The 16,221-nt window shown below is 39.2% G+C and carries 18 protein-coding genes and 1 tRNA gene; 4 read left to right on the top strand and 15 right to left on the bottom strand.

Annotation, left to right across the window (positions count from 1 at the left end; translation table 11 throughout):
• The first annotated feature begins 315 nt into the window (after positions 1-315).
• Positions 316-2,064, top strand: a complete 1,749-nt coding sequence (locus M2132_RS06200; RefSeq protein ID WP_280672383.1) for a LuxR family transcriptional regulator — start codon at positions 316-318, stop codon at positions 2,062-2,064.
• Between the two features lie 58 nt (positions 2,065-2,122).
• Complete coding sequence (locus M2132_RS06195; protein WP_280672381.1) at positions 2,123-2,956, top strand: hypothetical protein; 834 nt, start codon at positions 2,123-2,125, stop codon at positions 2,954-2,956.
• A gap of 77 nt (positions 2,957-3,033) precedes the next feature.
• On the opposite strand, the gene M2132_RS06190 is transcribed toward M2132_RS06195, so the two are convergent.
• The 11 genes from M2132_RS06190 to aroQ all read right to left on the bottom strand — a co-directional run bounded on the left by M2132_RS06190 (position 3,034) and on the right by aroQ (position 11,382).
• Positions 3,034-3,402 (bottom strand): DMT family protein, encoded by a 369-nt coding sequence (locus M2132_RS06190; RefSeq protein WP_280672379.1) that lies wholly within the window; start codon positions 3,400-3,402, stop codon positions 3,034-3,036.
• Between the two features lie 16 nt (positions 3,403-3,418).
• Positions 3,419-3,988 carry a SagB/ThcOx family dehydrogenase gene (locus M2132_RS06185; RefSeq protein WP_280672376.1) on the bottom strand — a complete coding sequence of 190 codons (570 nt, stop codon included), beginning with the start codon at positions 3,986-3,988 and terminating at the stop codon, positions 3,419-3,421.
• 102 nt (positions 3,989-4,090) lie between these two features.
• Positions 4,091-4,161 (bottom strand) — tRNA-Gln (locus M2132_RS06180).
• Positions 4,162-4,190: 29 nt separating this feature from the next.
• Positions 4,191-5,483 (bottom strand): tyrosine--tRNA ligase, encoded by a 1,293-nt coding sequence (gene tyrS / locus M2132_RS06175; RefSeq protein WP_280672393.1) that lies wholly within the window; start codon positions 5,481-5,483, stop codon positions 4,191-4,193.
• A gap of 96 nt (positions 5,484-5,579) precedes the next feature.
• Positions 5,580-6,572 carry an acyltransferase gene (locus M2132_RS06170; RefSeq protein ID WP_280672374.1) on the bottom strand — a complete coding sequence of 331 codons (993 nt, stop codon included), beginning with the start codon at positions 6,570-6,572 and terminating at the stop codon, positions 5,580-5,582.
• Between the two features lie 121 nt (positions 6,573-6,693).
• The gene (locus tag M2132_RS06165; protein ID WP_280672372.1) at positions 6,694-7,938 is read right to left on the bottom strand and encodes an FtsX-like permease family protein; all 1,245 of its coding nucleotides are present in this window, start codon (positions 7,936-7,938) and stop codon (positions 6,694-6,696) included.
• On the bottom strand, positions 7,935-8,303 hold the full coding sequence (gene rbfA, locus M2132_RS06160; RefSeq protein WP_280672370.1) for a 30S ribosome-binding factor RbfA: 369 nt from the start codon (positions 8,301-8,303) through the stop codon (positions 7,935-7,937). The genes M2132_RS06165 and rbfA overlap by 4 nt, the downstream gene beginning before the upstream one ends.
• A 40-nt stretch (positions 8,304-8,343) precedes the next feature.
• A complete protein-coding gene (locus M2132_RS06155; protein ID WP_280672368.1) occupies positions 8,344-8,988 on the bottom strand; it encodes an O-methyltransferase in 645 nt (214 codons plus the stop codon).
• Positions 8,989-9,005: 17 nt separating this feature from the next.
• Positions 9,006-9,461, bottom strand: a complete 456-nt coding sequence (locus M2132_RS06150; protein WP_280672366.1) for a GNAT family N-acetyltransferase — start codon at positions 9,459-9,461, stop codon at positions 9,006-9,008.
• A 16-nt stretch (positions 9,462-9,477) separates the two neighbouring features.
• Positions 9,478-10,944 carry a pyruvate kinase gene (gene pyk / locus M2132_RS06145; protein ID WP_280672364.1) on the bottom strand — a complete coding sequence of 489 codons (1,467 nt, stop codon included), beginning with the start codon at positions 10,942-10,944 and terminating at the stop codon, positions 9,478-9,480.
• Between the two features lie 9 nt (positions 10,945-10,953).
• Positions 10,954-11,382, bottom strand: a complete 429-nt coding sequence (aroQ, locus tag M2132_RS06140) for a type II 3-dehydroquinate dehydratase (RefSeq protein ID WP_280672362.1) — start codon at positions 11,380-11,382, stop codon at positions 10,954-10,956.
• A gap of 259 nt (positions 11,383-11,641) precedes the next feature.
• Here aroQ and M2132_RS06135 point away from each other — a divergent pair, with 259 nt between their 5' ends.
• A complete protein-coding gene (locus M2132_RS06135) occupies positions 11,642-12,910 on the top strand; it encodes a DNA recombination protein RmuC (RefSeq protein WP_280672360.1) in 1,269 nt (422 codons plus the stop codon).
• 302 nt (positions 12,911-13,212) lie between these two features.
• The gene (locus M2132_RS06130) at positions 13,213-13,878 is read left to right on the top strand and encodes a YceI family protein (RefSeq protein ID WP_280672358.1); all 666 of its coding nucleotides are present in this window, start codon (positions 13,213-13,215) and stop codon (positions 13,876-13,878) included.
• A gap of 121 nt (positions 13,879-13,999) precedes the next feature.
• On the opposite strand, the gene M2132_RS06125 is transcribed toward M2132_RS06130, so the two are convergent.
• From M2132_RS06125 to M2132_RS06110, 4 genes are all read right to left on the bottom strand, one after another.
• Positions 14,000-14,428 carry a PaaI family thioesterase gene (locus M2132_RS06125; protein ID WP_280672356.1) on the bottom strand — a complete coding sequence of 143 codons (429 nt, stop codon included), beginning with the start codon at positions 14,426-14,428 and terminating at the stop codon, positions 14,000-14,002.
• Between the two features lie 136 nt (positions 14,429-14,564).
• Positions 14,565-15,017 carry a DUF4293 domain-containing protein gene (locus M2132_RS06120; protein WP_280672354.1) on the bottom strand — a complete coding sequence of 151 codons (453 nt, stop codon included), beginning with the start codon at positions 15,015-15,017 and terminating at the stop codon, positions 14,565-14,567.
• 8 nt (positions 15,018-15,025) lie between these two features.
• Complete coding sequence (locus M2132_RS06115) at positions 15,026-15,358, bottom strand: DNA-directed RNA polymerase subunit omega (RefSeq protein WP_280672352.1); 333 nt, start codon at positions 15,356-15,358, stop codon at positions 15,026-15,028.
• Positions 15,359-15,392: 34 nt separating this feature from the next.
• Positions 15,393-16,220: an outer membrane protein assembly factor BamD gene (locus tag M2132_RS06110; protein ID WP_280672351.1), complete on the bottom strand. Its 828-nt coding sequence runs from the start codon at positions 16,218-16,220 to the stop codon at positions 15,393-15,395.
• Position 16,221: the final 1 nt, after the last annotated feature.

The raw sequence follows: 16,221 nt of genomic DNA, 5'->3' as shown, positions 1-16,221 counted from the left end.
GTATTTAACACAGTTGTTTACGTCAGAAAAACCATATAAACATTATTGAATACTAACAACTTGAAAGATTAGCCCTATGTTAAACACAGGTTGAATTATTTATTTATCATGAAAACATTTAACATTACATTTCGCAAACACATAAAAATCAGCGATAAAAAACTATTCTTTATTTTACATTTCAATATTTTAATTATATCTTTAGTTTGTATTTGTAGGATGGAATGTTTAAGTAAAAAATCCTAAATGTAATCTGAATCTTTCATTATCTTTTAATATTTAGCATACCAAACCTTTAACAAGTTGATAAATTGTATGAAAAAGTTAACAACGCAATCTCTCCATTTCGTATTAAAGATCGTCTTTATACTTATATTACATTCTATTCATGTTAGTTTGGTTGCTACCCCTCTTCAAAAATTCAATTCTATATCAGAAAAAATAGATGAGATACACTTTTCGCAAGGCGAACAATCGCGCAAACTGATTAACGAATTGTACAAAATAGCCCAAACTTCGCCCGACAGCACCTTATTATTATCGCAATGCCTCTACAAAGAAGCTATGGTAAGTTATGCCCAAGGCACAATAGACACAACCCTGACCCGAAGGATAAAAAAGCAAATAAAACTGATCGACAAAAATAAATACCCCTTCGAAAATGCTTTATTGCTATATTCTTTAGGAGCAGACCTATCGGCCAATGGCGATTACTCCGATGCCTTCACCGCATCGCTGGAAGCCGTAAAGCAATTCAAAGAATTGGACGACAGCACATTCATTGCCAAATCGCTGAATACTTTGGGCACAATTTGCAGCCATATCAGCCTCTTTGGTATGAGTAAAGATTATTACGAAGAAGCCCTTTCCTGGGCAACCTCCAAAGACTACGAATACAACAAAATAAAACTCAACATCTACAGGCTAAACCTTCTGGACGACGACCGTGATTCTGCCATTGCCTCCTTGTCGGACTATATATCTTCGCTGAACACCAAGTACGATTTGGGACTCAAGATAACAGGTTACCTAAATTTAGGGTCGTTCTATTTAAAGAAGGGCGATCAAGAGAAGTCATACCATTATTGGAAAATTGCCGAAAATCTGATACAAAACGTAGACAATCCGCGGCTCAACTCTGTTCTTTATCAAAACATGGGGGTTTACTACCTTCTGTTCGACAAAGATTATGAAAAAGCCCTGGAATATTTCACTCTGAGCAAACAAATATCCGAACGCAACAACAACCTTATACATCTGGCATCTATATACGATATTATTTCGCAAACCTACGAGCTGACAGGCAATATTGACAGCGCTTATGTGTATTTGGTAGAGCATCAGTTGCTAAGCCAAAAACTCGCGGCCAGCCCCAAAGCAATAGAAGCATATCAGGCATATGTATCTACTTTTCTTGAAGCCTCTAAAAATGAATTAACGATAGCCGAACAACAAATAAAGATAAGCAACCGACAGCTAATCACGGTTGTTATGATTGCCGTAACCCTTGTGCTTCTGGCCCTACTACTGCTCCAGCAGAAACGCCTTAAAGAAAACGAAAACAGAGAGCTAACCAAACAGCTCGACCACGAGAAAAAGATTAAAGAATTACAGAAAAAAAGTCAAGACGAGGTCATTGAAGCCAAAAGCCGTGAAATAGCCTCATACTCTCTTTTGTTATCGAACAAGAACAGTATATTAAAGGAAATACTGAACATCAACACCCAATTGGCCAAAAACAAAAAAGATACTGAAGAGTACACCAAGAAAATCAATACCATCATAAAGAATAACTTTCAATCCGAAACCGAATGGAGCGACTTTAAGATACACTTCGAGAAAGTTCATCCCAGCTTCTTCGACAAGCTGAAGCAACACCGCGCGGACCTGACCGAAAACAATCTGCGGATATGCGCTTATTACAGGCTCGGAATGTCTACAAAACAAATAGCACAGATACTACATATCACTCCGGCATCGGTATCCATTCACCGCCACCGCATAAAAAAGAAGTTAGGCTTAGGAGAAGAGGATGGATTAGACGATTTTCTGCGAAATATTTAACTAAATTTACCATTATTTTACAGAAAGAATTTACGAACAACGAAAAACATCAAAACCCATGAAAAACATTAAACTTCTTACTTTAGGGCTGATTGCCGCCCTGTTTTTATTCGCCGCTTGTGATGGTGATGACGACAACGATAATAACGGACGTATTGAAGGTTATGTTCCCGAAGAAATTATCGTAAACTTTTCGGATGGGAGGGATTATAACACCACAACCCAATACAATTTTGAGTATGACGAACAAAACCGGATAACCCAAATTATCGAAAACCATTCTTGGGGAGGATGGAGATATATTTTTTCGTATAAAGAAAACGGGCAGATGGAAAAATATATAATAAATCTTTTTAACAATAATGGAACAAGCGGCGGTACAATGGAATGCCCGGTTACATACGAGGGACAAATAGTGAAATTTAGAACGAAAGACTCCGGACCAAAAGAAAAAACAATAAAAATAGATTCCCACGGACGTGCCGTATCTGGTACAATGTTATTAGACTATAGTTCATATATCGAAGCATTCTCTTTCAAATATGATAAAGCAGGACGTTTATCTAAAGCGCATAATCGACAGGGGGCATTCTATTTTAAATACGATTCACATCCGGGTATCTGGCAAAATGTTAATATGCCTAAATGGTTTTTTGCAAATTTCATTAACGTCTCGCAAACAATTATTGGATTGTATGTGGTAGATCTCCATAATAAAACAATGCTTAACTGGCAGAATAATCTAACAGAAATAACATGGAACAATGAATACGATTACAGATATTACACATCAATAAACTACACTTACAATACCAATGGCTACCCCTCTACTGCAGAATGGGGAGGAGAATCTAACAAGTATGAGGTAAGTATCAGATATAAGCAGAATTAAACACTCGTTTAAAACTGTAAAGTAAAAGGTCGGCTCAAACAAAGAACCGACCTTTTCTATGAGTCATCACCAAGAATCTAATTTTTAAACACCAGATACACAGCCGCTATCAAGAACAGAAAAGCTAAAAAGTGATTCCATTTCAGCCCTCCCGACCCAAATACCAACGAACTGAATACAACAAATACTACCAGTGTTATAACCTCTTGTATAATTTTCAATTGTAATAAGCTGAAAGGCCCTCCATTTCCTTCAAAACCAATCCTGTTGGCCGGAACCTGAAAACAGTATTCAAAAAATGCTATACCCCAACTGAATAAAATAACAGCAATAAGCGGCAACGATGAAAACCAGGAAAATTCTTTTAGTTTCAAATGCCCATACCACGCAAGGGTCATAAAAATATTGGATGCGACAAGTAGCAAAATAGTATATAGTCCCGACATGATTCTTTCCGTTTTTTCAACGTGGATAACCTATCGTCTGCCCTGCTACTACAAAATCACTTTCGTCGAGTTTCAGAATCTTTTTTAGTTCTTCGCGATCCACATATCCACGAATAACAGATCCCAAACCTTCCGATTGGGCATATAAGTAAACATTCTGAGAACTATGCCCTACATTCATTCCAATATAGAGACGCCAAGCCTCGATATCCTCTTCTCTGCGCTTGCCTTTCGACACATAAATAAAATTGGCCATCGTTGCCCACACATATTCCTGCTGACCTGTCAGTTTGCTATAATCGCCTTCAATGACAGGCTGTAATTCATTTTTAAACGGATCGAAAAAATAAATTCCCTCTTTAAGAATAACGTAAATATCGGTGTCTTGCCTATTCATAGCAGAAGGTGCCGTGCGGCGTCCCTCATTTGTCCTGTTTAAACCATTTGCGGCCCATAATGCGTTTGATAGTTGCTGCAAAGTGAGCTCTTTACTTGAGAATTCTTTACAAGAATGTCTGTTCTCCAATAGTTGTTCCAAGGTTTCTTTTCCCGCAAAAGAATGTTCCAACAATTTAATCGTTTTCATACCTTATATAAATTTATGATGATATTGTATTTTATGTAAATCTACACATAAAATAAAAAGATGCAAGCTATTAAACCTACATCTTTACATTTTGCTCTCTTGTTGTCTCACTAGGATTCGAACCCAGACAAACAGAACCAGAATCTGCTGTGCTACCGTTACACCATGAGACAAAAATCTGAGTACAAAAATAATACTTTTTTTATTTTACAATAATCAAAAAGTAATTCTTTTTTCCTTTTTGAGCAAGTAAATATTTCCCTCCAATCAGATAAGACAGGTCTATAACCTCATCTTGGCTTTCCAGTTTGGTTTTGTTTATCATTACTCCTCCGGCCTGCGTTGTTTTACGCATTTCGCCTTTTGAGGGGAAAACCGCAGCTTTTTCGGTTAATAAATCAATCGCCTTAATTCCATCTGCCAGATCATCTTTATTTACTTCGAAGCGGGGAACACCCTCAAAAACCTGTAACAGAGTTTCTTCGTCAAGTTCTTTCAAGGCCTCGGAAGTTGCATTGCCAAACAATATACCCGATGCTTTTACTGCTGCTTCGTAATCTTCGGCCGAATGAACCATGGTTGTTATTTCCTGAGCCAACCTTTTTTGTAAAGGACGCAAATGCGGTGCCGAAGCCTGTTCCGCAACAAGCGCATCAATTTCCTCTTTCGGTAAGGCTGTGAAAATCTTGATATATTTTTCCGCATCCGCATCGCTCACATTCAACCAAAACTGGTAAAACTTATAAGGCGATGTATAACGGCGGTCGAGCCATACGTTGCCCGACTCGGTTTTCCCAAACTTACCGCCGTCGGCTTTCGTTATCAGCGGACAAACCAAAGCAAAAGCTTCGCCGCCAGTTTTGCGACGTATAAGCTCTGTTCCGGTAGTGATATTACCCCACTGGTCTGAACCACCCATCTGCAAACGGCAACCAAACTCGGTATATAAATGCAGGTAATCGTATCCTTGCAAAAGTTGGTATGAAAATTCGGTAAACGACATCCCTTCGGAAGCCTCTCCATTCAGACGCTTCTTTACGGAATCTTTAGCCATCATATAATTTACGGTAAGATGCTTGCCTATATCGCGGATAAAGTTCAAGAACGAATAACTCTTCATCCAATCGTAATTATTAACCAATAGGGCAGCGTTAGCTTTATCCGATTCAAAATCCAAGAATTTTGCTAACTGCTTTTTGATAGAATCCTGATTATGGCGCAGGGTTTCCTCGTCGAGTAAGTTTCTTTCTTGCGACTTCATGGAAGGATCGCCAATCATGCCTGTTGCGCCACCTATCAAGGCAATAGGACGATGACCCGCACGTTGCAAATGCTTCAACATCATAACACTGACAAGATGCCCTATATGTAGAGAGTCGGCAGTAGGGTCGATACCTACATACCCCGAGGTAAGCTCTTTTTGCAGTTGTTCTTCTGTTCCGGGCATAATATCGTGTATCATGCCGCGCCATTTCAATTCTTCAACAAAATTCATCATTATTTATCTAAAAAATTCGGGAAGCAAAGGTACGACTTCTTTCCCGAAGTACGAAAAAAGACTATGATTTTACTTCAATACGAAAAGGTTCTATTATTCCAGTTTCAATCTTATCTTATCCGTTATTTTATCCATCATATTTTGAAAAAAATATGAAAATATCAGACCAATGACCGCTACTATTATCTCAGATACCCATAGTGGATAAGAACTTATATCCACAATTTTATACAAGGCATAATCTACCCTTATCAAATAGTCAGCTATCATATCATAAAACAAATAAAGAGGGAAAGTATATTTTCCCACAAATGAAAGGAAAGGATATTTATAATTTTTAAAAACAGACAAAATTTTCGCTATAAACAAACATAAGAATGGTATAATAAATACCATACATAATGTTTTTGTTTGGGGGATAGAGACGAATATGTTTTTATGGACAAGAAATAAACTAATACAACCAAAAACAAATGCACTAAACATTATCCACACATATTTTTTATTGGGTTTCCCAGTTTCTTTCTTTTCAGCAATAAGATATCCAATATAAAATCCAATTAAAAATATAGGTATTCTTGTTATAAAAAAGAAAAGATATAATGGCGTTATAAATACCAACAAAAGCGAGAACAATACTCCAACAACAGTAGTAACACCCGGATTTCTTTTAAACAGTTTATAGTACCATGGCGAAAGAAGGTAAAAAGCTATCAAACCAGATATAAACCAATTAAATATATGTGGTGAACCTATCCAATAATTAATGGTCAACATATCCAGAATCGTATCCGATAGGCTATAGCTTTTATAAATAGAATGCACAACTATTGCCACAACAAAAGATGGGTAAATCCGGAAAAATCTCCTTTTGTAGAATTCTTTTATAGATGAATTTTTTCTCAATGAAAAATAGATTCCTAATCCAGATAAAAGAAGGAACATATCTACTCCAGCCCATCCATAAAACACAAGATAATTGAAACTATGTATTGAGAAATGATATCCAGAATGAAATAATAAACACCAAATAATAGCTATTCCTAACAGTTGTAATCTATACTCACTAAATAATTTGATGTTCATTTATATTATGTTTTACATTGCACTTAATTAGAAAACAACACTATCAAACAAAATATGTGTGCTTACTTTCTAAAACGACAAATATAAAACCTTTTTTTTAAACAATGAAATCAAATGGGCGTTAGCCTTCATTTCCAATACATCTATTCCGCAACCGTGAACGCAGGTTGCTGACCGGATAAAGAACCGACAGTAGGCTTATAAAACTCACAGTTAGAAATATGGCAAGGATATCAAGAAATTCAACCACAACCGGATACGCATTTACAACCAACAAAGCCGATTCGCTATTCAGCTTGAGCAAGCCAAAATGCTGCTGCAACAGACATAAACCTATACCCAACAATAAACCTATAATGGTGCCAAACATGGATATGAGCCAACCTTCGAACAAAAATATCTTCGATATAAGATTATTGTTTGCTCCCAGATTTTGCAATATTCTTACATCCTCATTCTTATCGAGGATAAGCATAGAAAGCGAACCTATTATATTAAACACGGCGATAACCAATATAAACACCAATATAAGGAAGGTTACCCACTTTTCGATATTTACCATCCGGAATGTTTCTTCTTGTTGTTCGTAACGGTCTTTCACGTTATACTCCTGACCGATAAGTGATTTTATTTCTGCTTTCACTTTATCGACCGATTGTTCGTTTTTCAAACTAATATCGAGTGAGGTTACTTCTTTATCGTAACGGAACAGATAACGGGCTTGCTCCATCGAAATGAAAAGTAGTTCCTCGTCATATTTCTGTTGATTTATTGAAAACAGTCCCCGTGGATAAGCGTAATCGTGGGTAAAAGCCGCATTCATGTTAGCCATATTCACCTTTACATCTCGCTTAGGCACATAGAGTTCAAGAGGTGCTACAAAATCGGCTCTGACGCCTAAGTTCATAGCTAAACCTACGCCTATTACCGAATAAAAGGTATCGCCTTCTTTTACCGAAAATTTCCCCTCAAGCAGTAATTTCTGAGGATTTATAGTTTTTATAAAGCTTGAATCTATGCCTTTTACCGTGGCTAAAACCTGACGGTCTTCGAACCTTACTAAAGCATTTTCTTCGATCGACTGGCAAACGGCTGTCACTTCCGGTATATTCCTGATTGCCTGTATGTTTTTAGTGTTAGGATCAAAAACTTTGCCTTTCACTGCGGTTATCCGCAAGTCGGGGTCGATGCTACTGAATGAGTTCATGTTTAAGTCCTTAAATCCGTTGAATACGGACAAGGCGCAAACCATTGCCATTGTAGCCACAGCAATGCCACATACCGATATGAGCGAAATCACATTTACGGCATTATGCGATTTCTTGGAGAACAAATACCTCTGGGCTATGTAGAACGGAAGGTTCACTCCGAGGGGTTTGTATCTTCCGGTTTATTTCCAGTTTTCAAAAGCTTATCTATTCCCTCCAGATAGTCAAGCGAATCGTCCAAGAAAAACGCAAACTCAGGAATGATACGCAACTGCTTGCCCATCCGTTTGCCTATATCGAAACGTATTGCTTTGGCGTTTGTTTTAATATTTTCGAGCAGTTCTTTAGCCTTGGCCGAAGGGAAGATACTCAAATACACTTTAGCCACACCCAAATCGGGGCTGATGCGTACCGTGCTGACCGATACCAACACGCCTTGCATTTGTTTTGTTTGCAGTAGGAATATATCGCCAAGCTCTTTTTGTATAAGCCTGTTTATTTTCTGTTGTCTTGTTGTTTCCATATCTCGTAGATTATAAAAGGGTTCTTGTTTTTTTCCGGCCTCACTTTTTCCAAATCAAAGTCAGTCCGTCACGGATGGGTAGTATTACTTTTTCCACCCTCTCGTCTTTCGCTATTTTTTCGTTAAATATCTGTATGCCTATTGTTTGTTTATCGGTATGGTGAGGTTCGTCAAGCACCTTGCCATCCCACAGGGTATTATCGGCAATGATAAGCCCTCCGGAGCGCACTTTATCGAATATCAAATCGTAATACTCCACATAATGCCGTTTATTGGCATCAATAAACACGAGGTCAAAGATACAATCTATTGTTGGTATTATCCGCATGGCATCGCCAATATGTAGATGAATCTTATCTTTGAGTTTCGATTTATGCAGATGTTTGAGTATAAAATCCTCCAACTCGTCGTTCACCTCAATAGTGTGTATCTCGGCATCGTGGGCAGCCCCTTCGGCCAAACAAAGGGTTGCATAACCGGTATATGTTCCTATCTCAAGTATATGGCGCGGATTGAGCAAACGACAAAACATTTTCAGAATCCGCCCTTGCAAGTGCCCCGAAAGCATCCGTGGACGGAGCAAATTAACATGGGCATCACGGTCGAGCTGTTTCAGCAGGTCGCTTTCTTCGTCAATATGCTGAAGAACGTAATCTTCAAGAGCCTCCAATCGTTCTTTGTCCATTCGCAGTTTACTTTACGTTACAGGTTTTTACTCATCGTATAGTTAGTAAGTACAATGCCCTGCCGCATTATTTCGTTTTCCCAACGAATATCCAGCCCTTTTTTCTCAAAAAAAGCAACAGCCGCCTTCGATGCCCGTGCCGATATACGATACAAACCGAGCATACGCATCCGTTCTTCTATTTTCGCATAGAGCATCGAGGCTATACCTTTTCGCTGATGTTCGGGCGAAGTATAAAGGTAATTGATAAAGCCGTTTTTTTCGTCAAAATCAACAAACCCTACCAATTCTTCTCCTTCAAAACAAACCAGAGTGTACTTCAGCGGAATTTCTTTTTCAAGAAAGGCCTCCGGCATCCAAGCGTTCTTTTCTTCTTCGGAATAGAACTTGTTGCTTATCGCATGCACCGTCTTATAGATAAGCGATGTTATAAGCGGCATATAAGATGCTCTGTACTCTCTTATTTGTATCATACGCAATACTTTGCTCTTATTCTACCGGTACAAAATATTTTTTCCCGGCGTCGATAACATGTCCTGCCTTCTCTATCTCCAAAAACGAAGTACCACCTATTCCGTCGGAATAAGCCCCGCTTAGGTATGCAACAAAATCATCTTTCGATATTGCGTTTTCTGCGGTCAGAGCCTTGAGGGCAGCCAAAAAATATTCTTTGTGCTTATTGGTTGTCATACCCGTAGCAGCCTGATAGCGGGCATCCACCCCATAACAAAGCGACAGTTGACGGGCAATTTCGGGTTTATAGCAGAAAGCATATACAGGAACTTTAGCCCGGAAAGCAGCCAAGGTTCGTGTTGTGCGCCCCGATACACTATCGTTGATAATAGCTTTAACTCCCAATTGGTTGGTTGCCTTAACCGCCTGTTTGGCAAGGAACGAAGTGCGGTCGTACTCGCTATCGCTGAAGGGAACCGACATAGATTTTTCTTGTAGCTTTGATATCTCGGCAGCCCGTGCTACCGATGCCATTGTGCGTACAGCCTCTACCGGATATTTTCCGTAAGCTGTTTCGCCGCTCAACATCACCGCATCGGTTCCGTAATATACGGCATTGGCTATATCGGCTACTTCGGCCCTTGTGGGGCGAGGGTTTTCGATCATGGTATGCAACATTTGCGTGGCCACGATAACCGGTTTTTTATATTGTATTGCCTTACGGATAAGCAAACGTTGTATGCCGGGGATGTTTTCCTGAGGTACTTCAATACCCAAATCGCCACGGGCAACCATTACACCGTAGGCATGCTCGTATATTTCGTCTATGTTATCAACCCCTTCTTGATTTTCTATTTTGGCAATGATTTTTATATCGCTATTGTGCGCATCAAGAATTTTTTGGATTTCAATAACATCTTCTTTGTTCCTCACAAAAGAGTGAGCTATAAAGTCGGCGCCGTTTGCGATGGCTATTTCAATGCTCCGTTTATCCTTTTCGGTGATAGAAGGCAGATTTATTCTTACCCCCGGAATATTCACACTTTTGCGGCTACCTATCACTCCATCGTTCAGCACTTCGCAAAGAAGGTAATCTTCTCCTTTCTCTATAACTCTGAGAGCTGTTTCGCCATCGTCTATCAGCAAGGTGCTGTGCATAGGAACATCCGTAACTATATTCTGATACGAAACGGCAATAACCTCCGAGTTCGATTTACGGTTAGCATCGCCAACAACCTTGAGCCTGTACCCTGTCTTTACCGCTATTTTATCGCCCGATTCGGTTGCCATCGTACGTATTTCCGGACCCTTTGTGTCCATCATGATACCAATCGTTTCCGACACGGTGCGAACGTTATTTATAACCTGTACAAATCCTTCTTCCGACATATGCGCCGAATTCATCCTAACAACGTTGATACCTTCGTTGTATAATGAGCGAATGAAATCGACATCACATTTCAAATCCGAAATTGTTGCAACAATCTTTGTCTTTTTAAACATAAAGTAGTTTTATTTTGTTTTCTTGATTAAATGCTCTATTGCTAATCGGTACGAGTCGAGCCCCAAGCCCGATATAGACCCCCGGCACGCCGCTGCCACAAGCGACCTGTGGCGAAACTCCTCGCGAGCCTGAATGTTTGAAATATGTACTTCCACGGCAGGAGTAGTAACAGACTTTATAGCATCGTGCAGAGCTATAGAAGTGTGAGAATACCCTCCGGCATTGATAATAATGCCATGATACGAAAATCCTACTTCATGGATTTTGTCTATCAAATCTCCTTCGTGGTTAGACTGGAAATAAGAAAGCCGGCATCTACCCTCGAAGTTTGCCTGTAATTCGGAAAAATAATCATCGAACGAAGTACTGCCATATACAGAAGGTTCCCGCTTGCCGAGAAGATTCAAATTTGGCCCGTTTATTATCAGAATTTCCATTACCTTTAAATACTTAAAAAATGCTTTTACTTTCGGTTTGTTTTTATCTGCCTTTAATTTCCCAGACCACAAAAGTAATCATTATTTCTGTATCTAACATTTGCCCTAAGCCTTTTGTTTACAGCATTAGGATTTTAAAACTATTTGCACATTTTTTTAGTTTCCGTAAATAAAATTCGCTCCATATATCATAAAAATTCTTCTTACTTTCGTATCTTAGCAATTGGCCTGTAATTCTCTAAAAAGAATCAAAAAAAACATGGAATATATTATCATACTCATAGTCATTCTCATCGCTTTTATTTTGGTATTTGTAATACAAAAAAATGCGAAGCAACAAATAAGCGCGACAAAAGAAGAGGCTAAAACCGAACGGAAAAAATGGGAGCAGGAAATAAACACCCTGCACAAAAAACAGATGGACGATGTAGAAACCATAGCCCAATTGAGGGCAACGCTATCGGCCAAAGAAGAGCTTTTGCAAGCACAACAAAATGAGGTAGCCAACATTCGCGAGCAGATGAACAAAGACTTCCAGATTTTGGCAACCCGGATTCTGGAAGAAAAAACAACCCGCTTCACCGATACCAACAAAGCTAATATAGACGCTATATTGAAACCATTGAACGAAAAGCTGGCCGAGTTCAAAACCAAGGTAGAAGAAACCTACGATAAGGAATCGAAACAACGATTCTCGCTCGAAGAAAAAATAAAAGACCTCGTAGCCCTCAACAACCGCATAAGCGAAGATGCCAACAATCTGACCAAAGCCCTGAAAGGCAATAACAAAATACAAGGCAACTGGGGCGAAATGATTCTGGAGTCAATCCTCGAAAAATCGGGATTAAAAAAAAGCGAAGAATACTACACCCAAGACTTCATAAAAAACGACAGCGGCGAGCGTATCCGCAACGATCAAAACCAATATATGCAACCCGATATAATTGTTGCCTATCCCGGTGGGCGCAAAATAGTTATCGACTCTAAAGTTTCGCTCAATGCTTATGTCAGATACGTCGAATCGGAATCTGATACCGAAAAGGCCATTGCCGAAAAAGAACATATCACTTCCATCAAAAAACACATTGACGAGCTGAGCCTGAAATCGTACCAAGACTACATAGACTCTCTCGATTTTGTAATGATGTTCATTCCCAACGAACCGGCATACATTCTGGCTATGCAACTCGACACCACCCTTTGGGATTACGCATACCGAAAACGTATATTGCTTATCAGCCCCACCAATCTGATAGCTTCGCTCAAAGTGGTTTCCGACTTATGGAAACGCGAATACCAAAGTCGCAACGCACAAGAAATAGCCAAACGCGGGGCAATACTTTACGACAAATTTGCCGGATTTGTTGAAACCCTGCAAGACGTAGGTAAAAACATAGAACGTACACAAAAAAGCTACGATAAGGCCTTCGGCCAGTTGAAAGACGGCAACGGCAACCTTATACGCCAAGCAGAGATGCTTAAAGAACTGGGCGTAAAATCGCAAAAAGAATTGCCCGACAGTCAATAATCAACGCGAATCAACATCACTCTTTATCTGTACGGTATATAACTCATTTATACCGCTATAACGCTTAATGGCCTAAAAACAGCAGATAAACATGAGACATTGAACAAACTCCGAATGTGGTACGTTATAAGCAAAGATAAGATTGAAGATATGTAAAAAAGACTCCGAATAAATAAATGTACTACAATATAATTGTTGGCGTAGCCATTTGGTTCGGTGGTAAACTCCATATACAATTACCGGAACGTGGTAAAACCCAAACCTAAGACATCAGATATAAACATTAACTAATAGAAATCATCATGAAAAATTATTTATTAGCATTATCAATGCTGCTTTTTGCTGCATCGTGCAGTAATACCCCGAAGAATAAGATTGAAGGAACCGACGCTCAAGCCGTAGCTACGGAACAGGGCGCAGCTTTAACTGCAGACCTGCAAGCATCGTCCATACATTGGAAAGGGTCGAAACCCGGAGGCGACCATTATGGCACAATTGGCATCAAGAGCGGAAAAGTGTTTGTTTCGGCCGACAATTTGGCATCAGGATGGTTCATTATCGACATGAACGCTATCGTGAATCAAGATTTGACCGACAAAAAAATGAACGAAATGTTGGTAAACCATCTGAAAAGCGCTGACTTTTTTGATATAGCCCAATATCCCCAAAGCCGGTTCGACATAACAAAGATAGAACCCGCCGCTACCGGAGATACCGTTACGCACTACGTGAATGGTAACCTCAAAATTAAAGACGTTACCAAAAACATCCGTTTTGGAGCGAAGATTACTAAAGAAGGTGACACCTATAAAGCTGTAACCGTTCCTTTTACGATAGACCGCACACAATGGAATGTTAAGTACGGATCTAAAACTCTTTTTGCAGAACTGAAAGATGGCATAATAAACGATAACATAGAACTGCAAATAACTATTATTGCCAAGCCCGAAAAAGCAGAAACAAATTAATTCCTCATGCTTATCTTGCATTATATATAAACGGTTTTGACTGTAATTTGCAGTCAAAACCGTTTTATCATTGTATAAAGATTGTAATTATTAGAAAAGCCGTTCCGGAGACAATAGATATTTAAGTATTTATCGGAGGCCGTTTAATAACACTGTTGGTTACACGCAGGGATGATATCAGTTTGCCGGTGTTTTCTGAAAACACATTTACGTCCCAAACATGGGTGGTATGTCCCTTATGTATGAGTTCGGCTTCGGCTCTTACCACATCGCCTATCTGAGCACTCGATATGTGGTTGGTGCTGATTTGCATTCCTACGCATGCTTTGTCTTCGTCGCAGATGTTATTCGAGCCTATTCCCGCAGCGGTTTCGCCCAAAGCGATGGTTGCCCCGCCATGCAGCAATCCCAACGACTGACAATTGAAACGTCCCACGGGCATTTTTATAGTTACCGAAGTGGGGTTATCGTCTTCTATAACCTCCATCTTCAGGGTTTGCACCAATGTGTTTTCTATACGGGAGGTTACATTATTCCTCAGAAGTCTCATTTTTAGTCCTTTTAAATTCTTACACAATTATAAAAACCCGGAATCCCTTTGCAGTAAGGGAATCCCCAAAAGAGAAGAGACCATCCTGCTTTCACATCAACGGTCTCTTAACTGTATTTTAGGTATATACTCTTTTCTAACGTATTCTATCTAACGAACGTACCAACTTTTCGTCAGCTTTTATTTTATGCCAGGCAAGTATATTCAATATAAAGGCTATGGCAGGCAACGATATTCCAAATTCAAAACCCAAAAATTCGGCATTCAATTTGGCTACCGCCACATTCATATAAACTCCAAATGCTACATAAAACAGCATTATAAACAACAGAGTTATGGCACACACGGATATCTGCACTTTTCTTTTCTTATACAAAAAGATATTTGCGAAAGAAGCCAATGCGCTCAGTACCGCAAAAGTGATTACTCCCCAAGTAGCAAAAACTTTATGTCCTTCAAAAAAAATACCCGCGGCTTCAAATTCGTAAAGTACGCCTGTACTTTTCAACTCGGCCAGAGGCAAAAATGCTGCCACTGCCATTAAAATTGCAACCAGCAATAAGTAGACCGACTGTATACGTTGTATCATTATTTCTTTTAGAACAAATCTTTATCCTTGCTTGGATTTCTATAATAAACCTTTCCGTCGATATACTCCTGAATAGCGATCAAACTTGGTTTTGGTAATTTTTCGTAATAGCGGGATATTTCTATCTGCTCTCTGTTTTCGAACACTTCCTCCAAATTGTCGTTGTACGAAGCAAATTCCTGAAGTTTCTTATCCAAATCCTGCTTCATCTCAGCCCCAATCTGGTTTGAGCGTTTTCCTATGATACGTACAGTTTCGTAAATATTTTGAGTGTCTTGGCAAAGAGACATCAAATCTCTGGTCACTGTGTTGCTTGCCGCATTTGTTTTTTTATAATCCATAAATAATATTTTCTTTTCGTTTTTCTTTTCGTTTTTAAGCGCCTTCCGAAGAATCTTGTAGTTTTTCGACAGCCGTCGAAGCTATCTGATAATACTTGGTAGCTTCTTTCAGAAACTGCCCTTCGGGAAACATATTGGTATAGTTGAAATACTCGTCTATCACTTCACGGAAACGGGAAGCTTTTCTTTCTTCCACACTTTTCACAGCCAGTTCGTAGCGCGATTTAAGAATCAGCATCTGCATTTCTTCCGCATATTTTGTGTACGCGTAGTTTTTCAGAGCCTCGCGAGCCGTAATAATACACGATTCGTAATTATTGCCCATATAGTCACCCAGATTATAGTACAACTGACAAGCCATCAACTCCTTATAAGCTAATTTTTCCTGCAAGCCAAACATATATTCCTGTGCTTCCTGTGCTTTATCACTTTGCGGATAAGATTCCAAAAAATCTTGGAAATTCTGCAAGGCTTTTACCGTACTTGTTTGGTCAAGGCGCGGGTCGGACGAATTAAGGTACATCGCATAGGCAGCATTGAAGCGTGCCATTTCGGCATACTCGCCTTTAGGATAGCTCAAATAATATTGTATATAATATTGCGTAGCCGTGGGATAATCTTTATCGTAAAAGAAAGCCTGTGCCAAAAGGTATAATCCTTCCGATTCTTTCGGTGTGTTTTTCAGGTAAGGAAGAATATCCTCAAGCAGAGTGTATGTTCTCGCATACTTTTTTTCATCGAAATACTTCTTGGCATAGTTATATTTCAGATTGATATCCGTACTTTTCAGAACCTTATTATACTCACCACACGATGATAAAGCAATAATCAAAACCAGTAAGTACAGAAATTTAACTCTCATC

This window comes from Dysgonomonas sp. PH5-45, assembly GCF_029893235.1.
Taxonomy (GTDB): domain Bacteria; phylum Bacteroidota; class Bacteroidia; order Bacteroidales; family Dysgonomonadaceae; genus UBA1309.
This window is presented reverse-complemented; position numbering and strand designations above follow the sequence as displayed.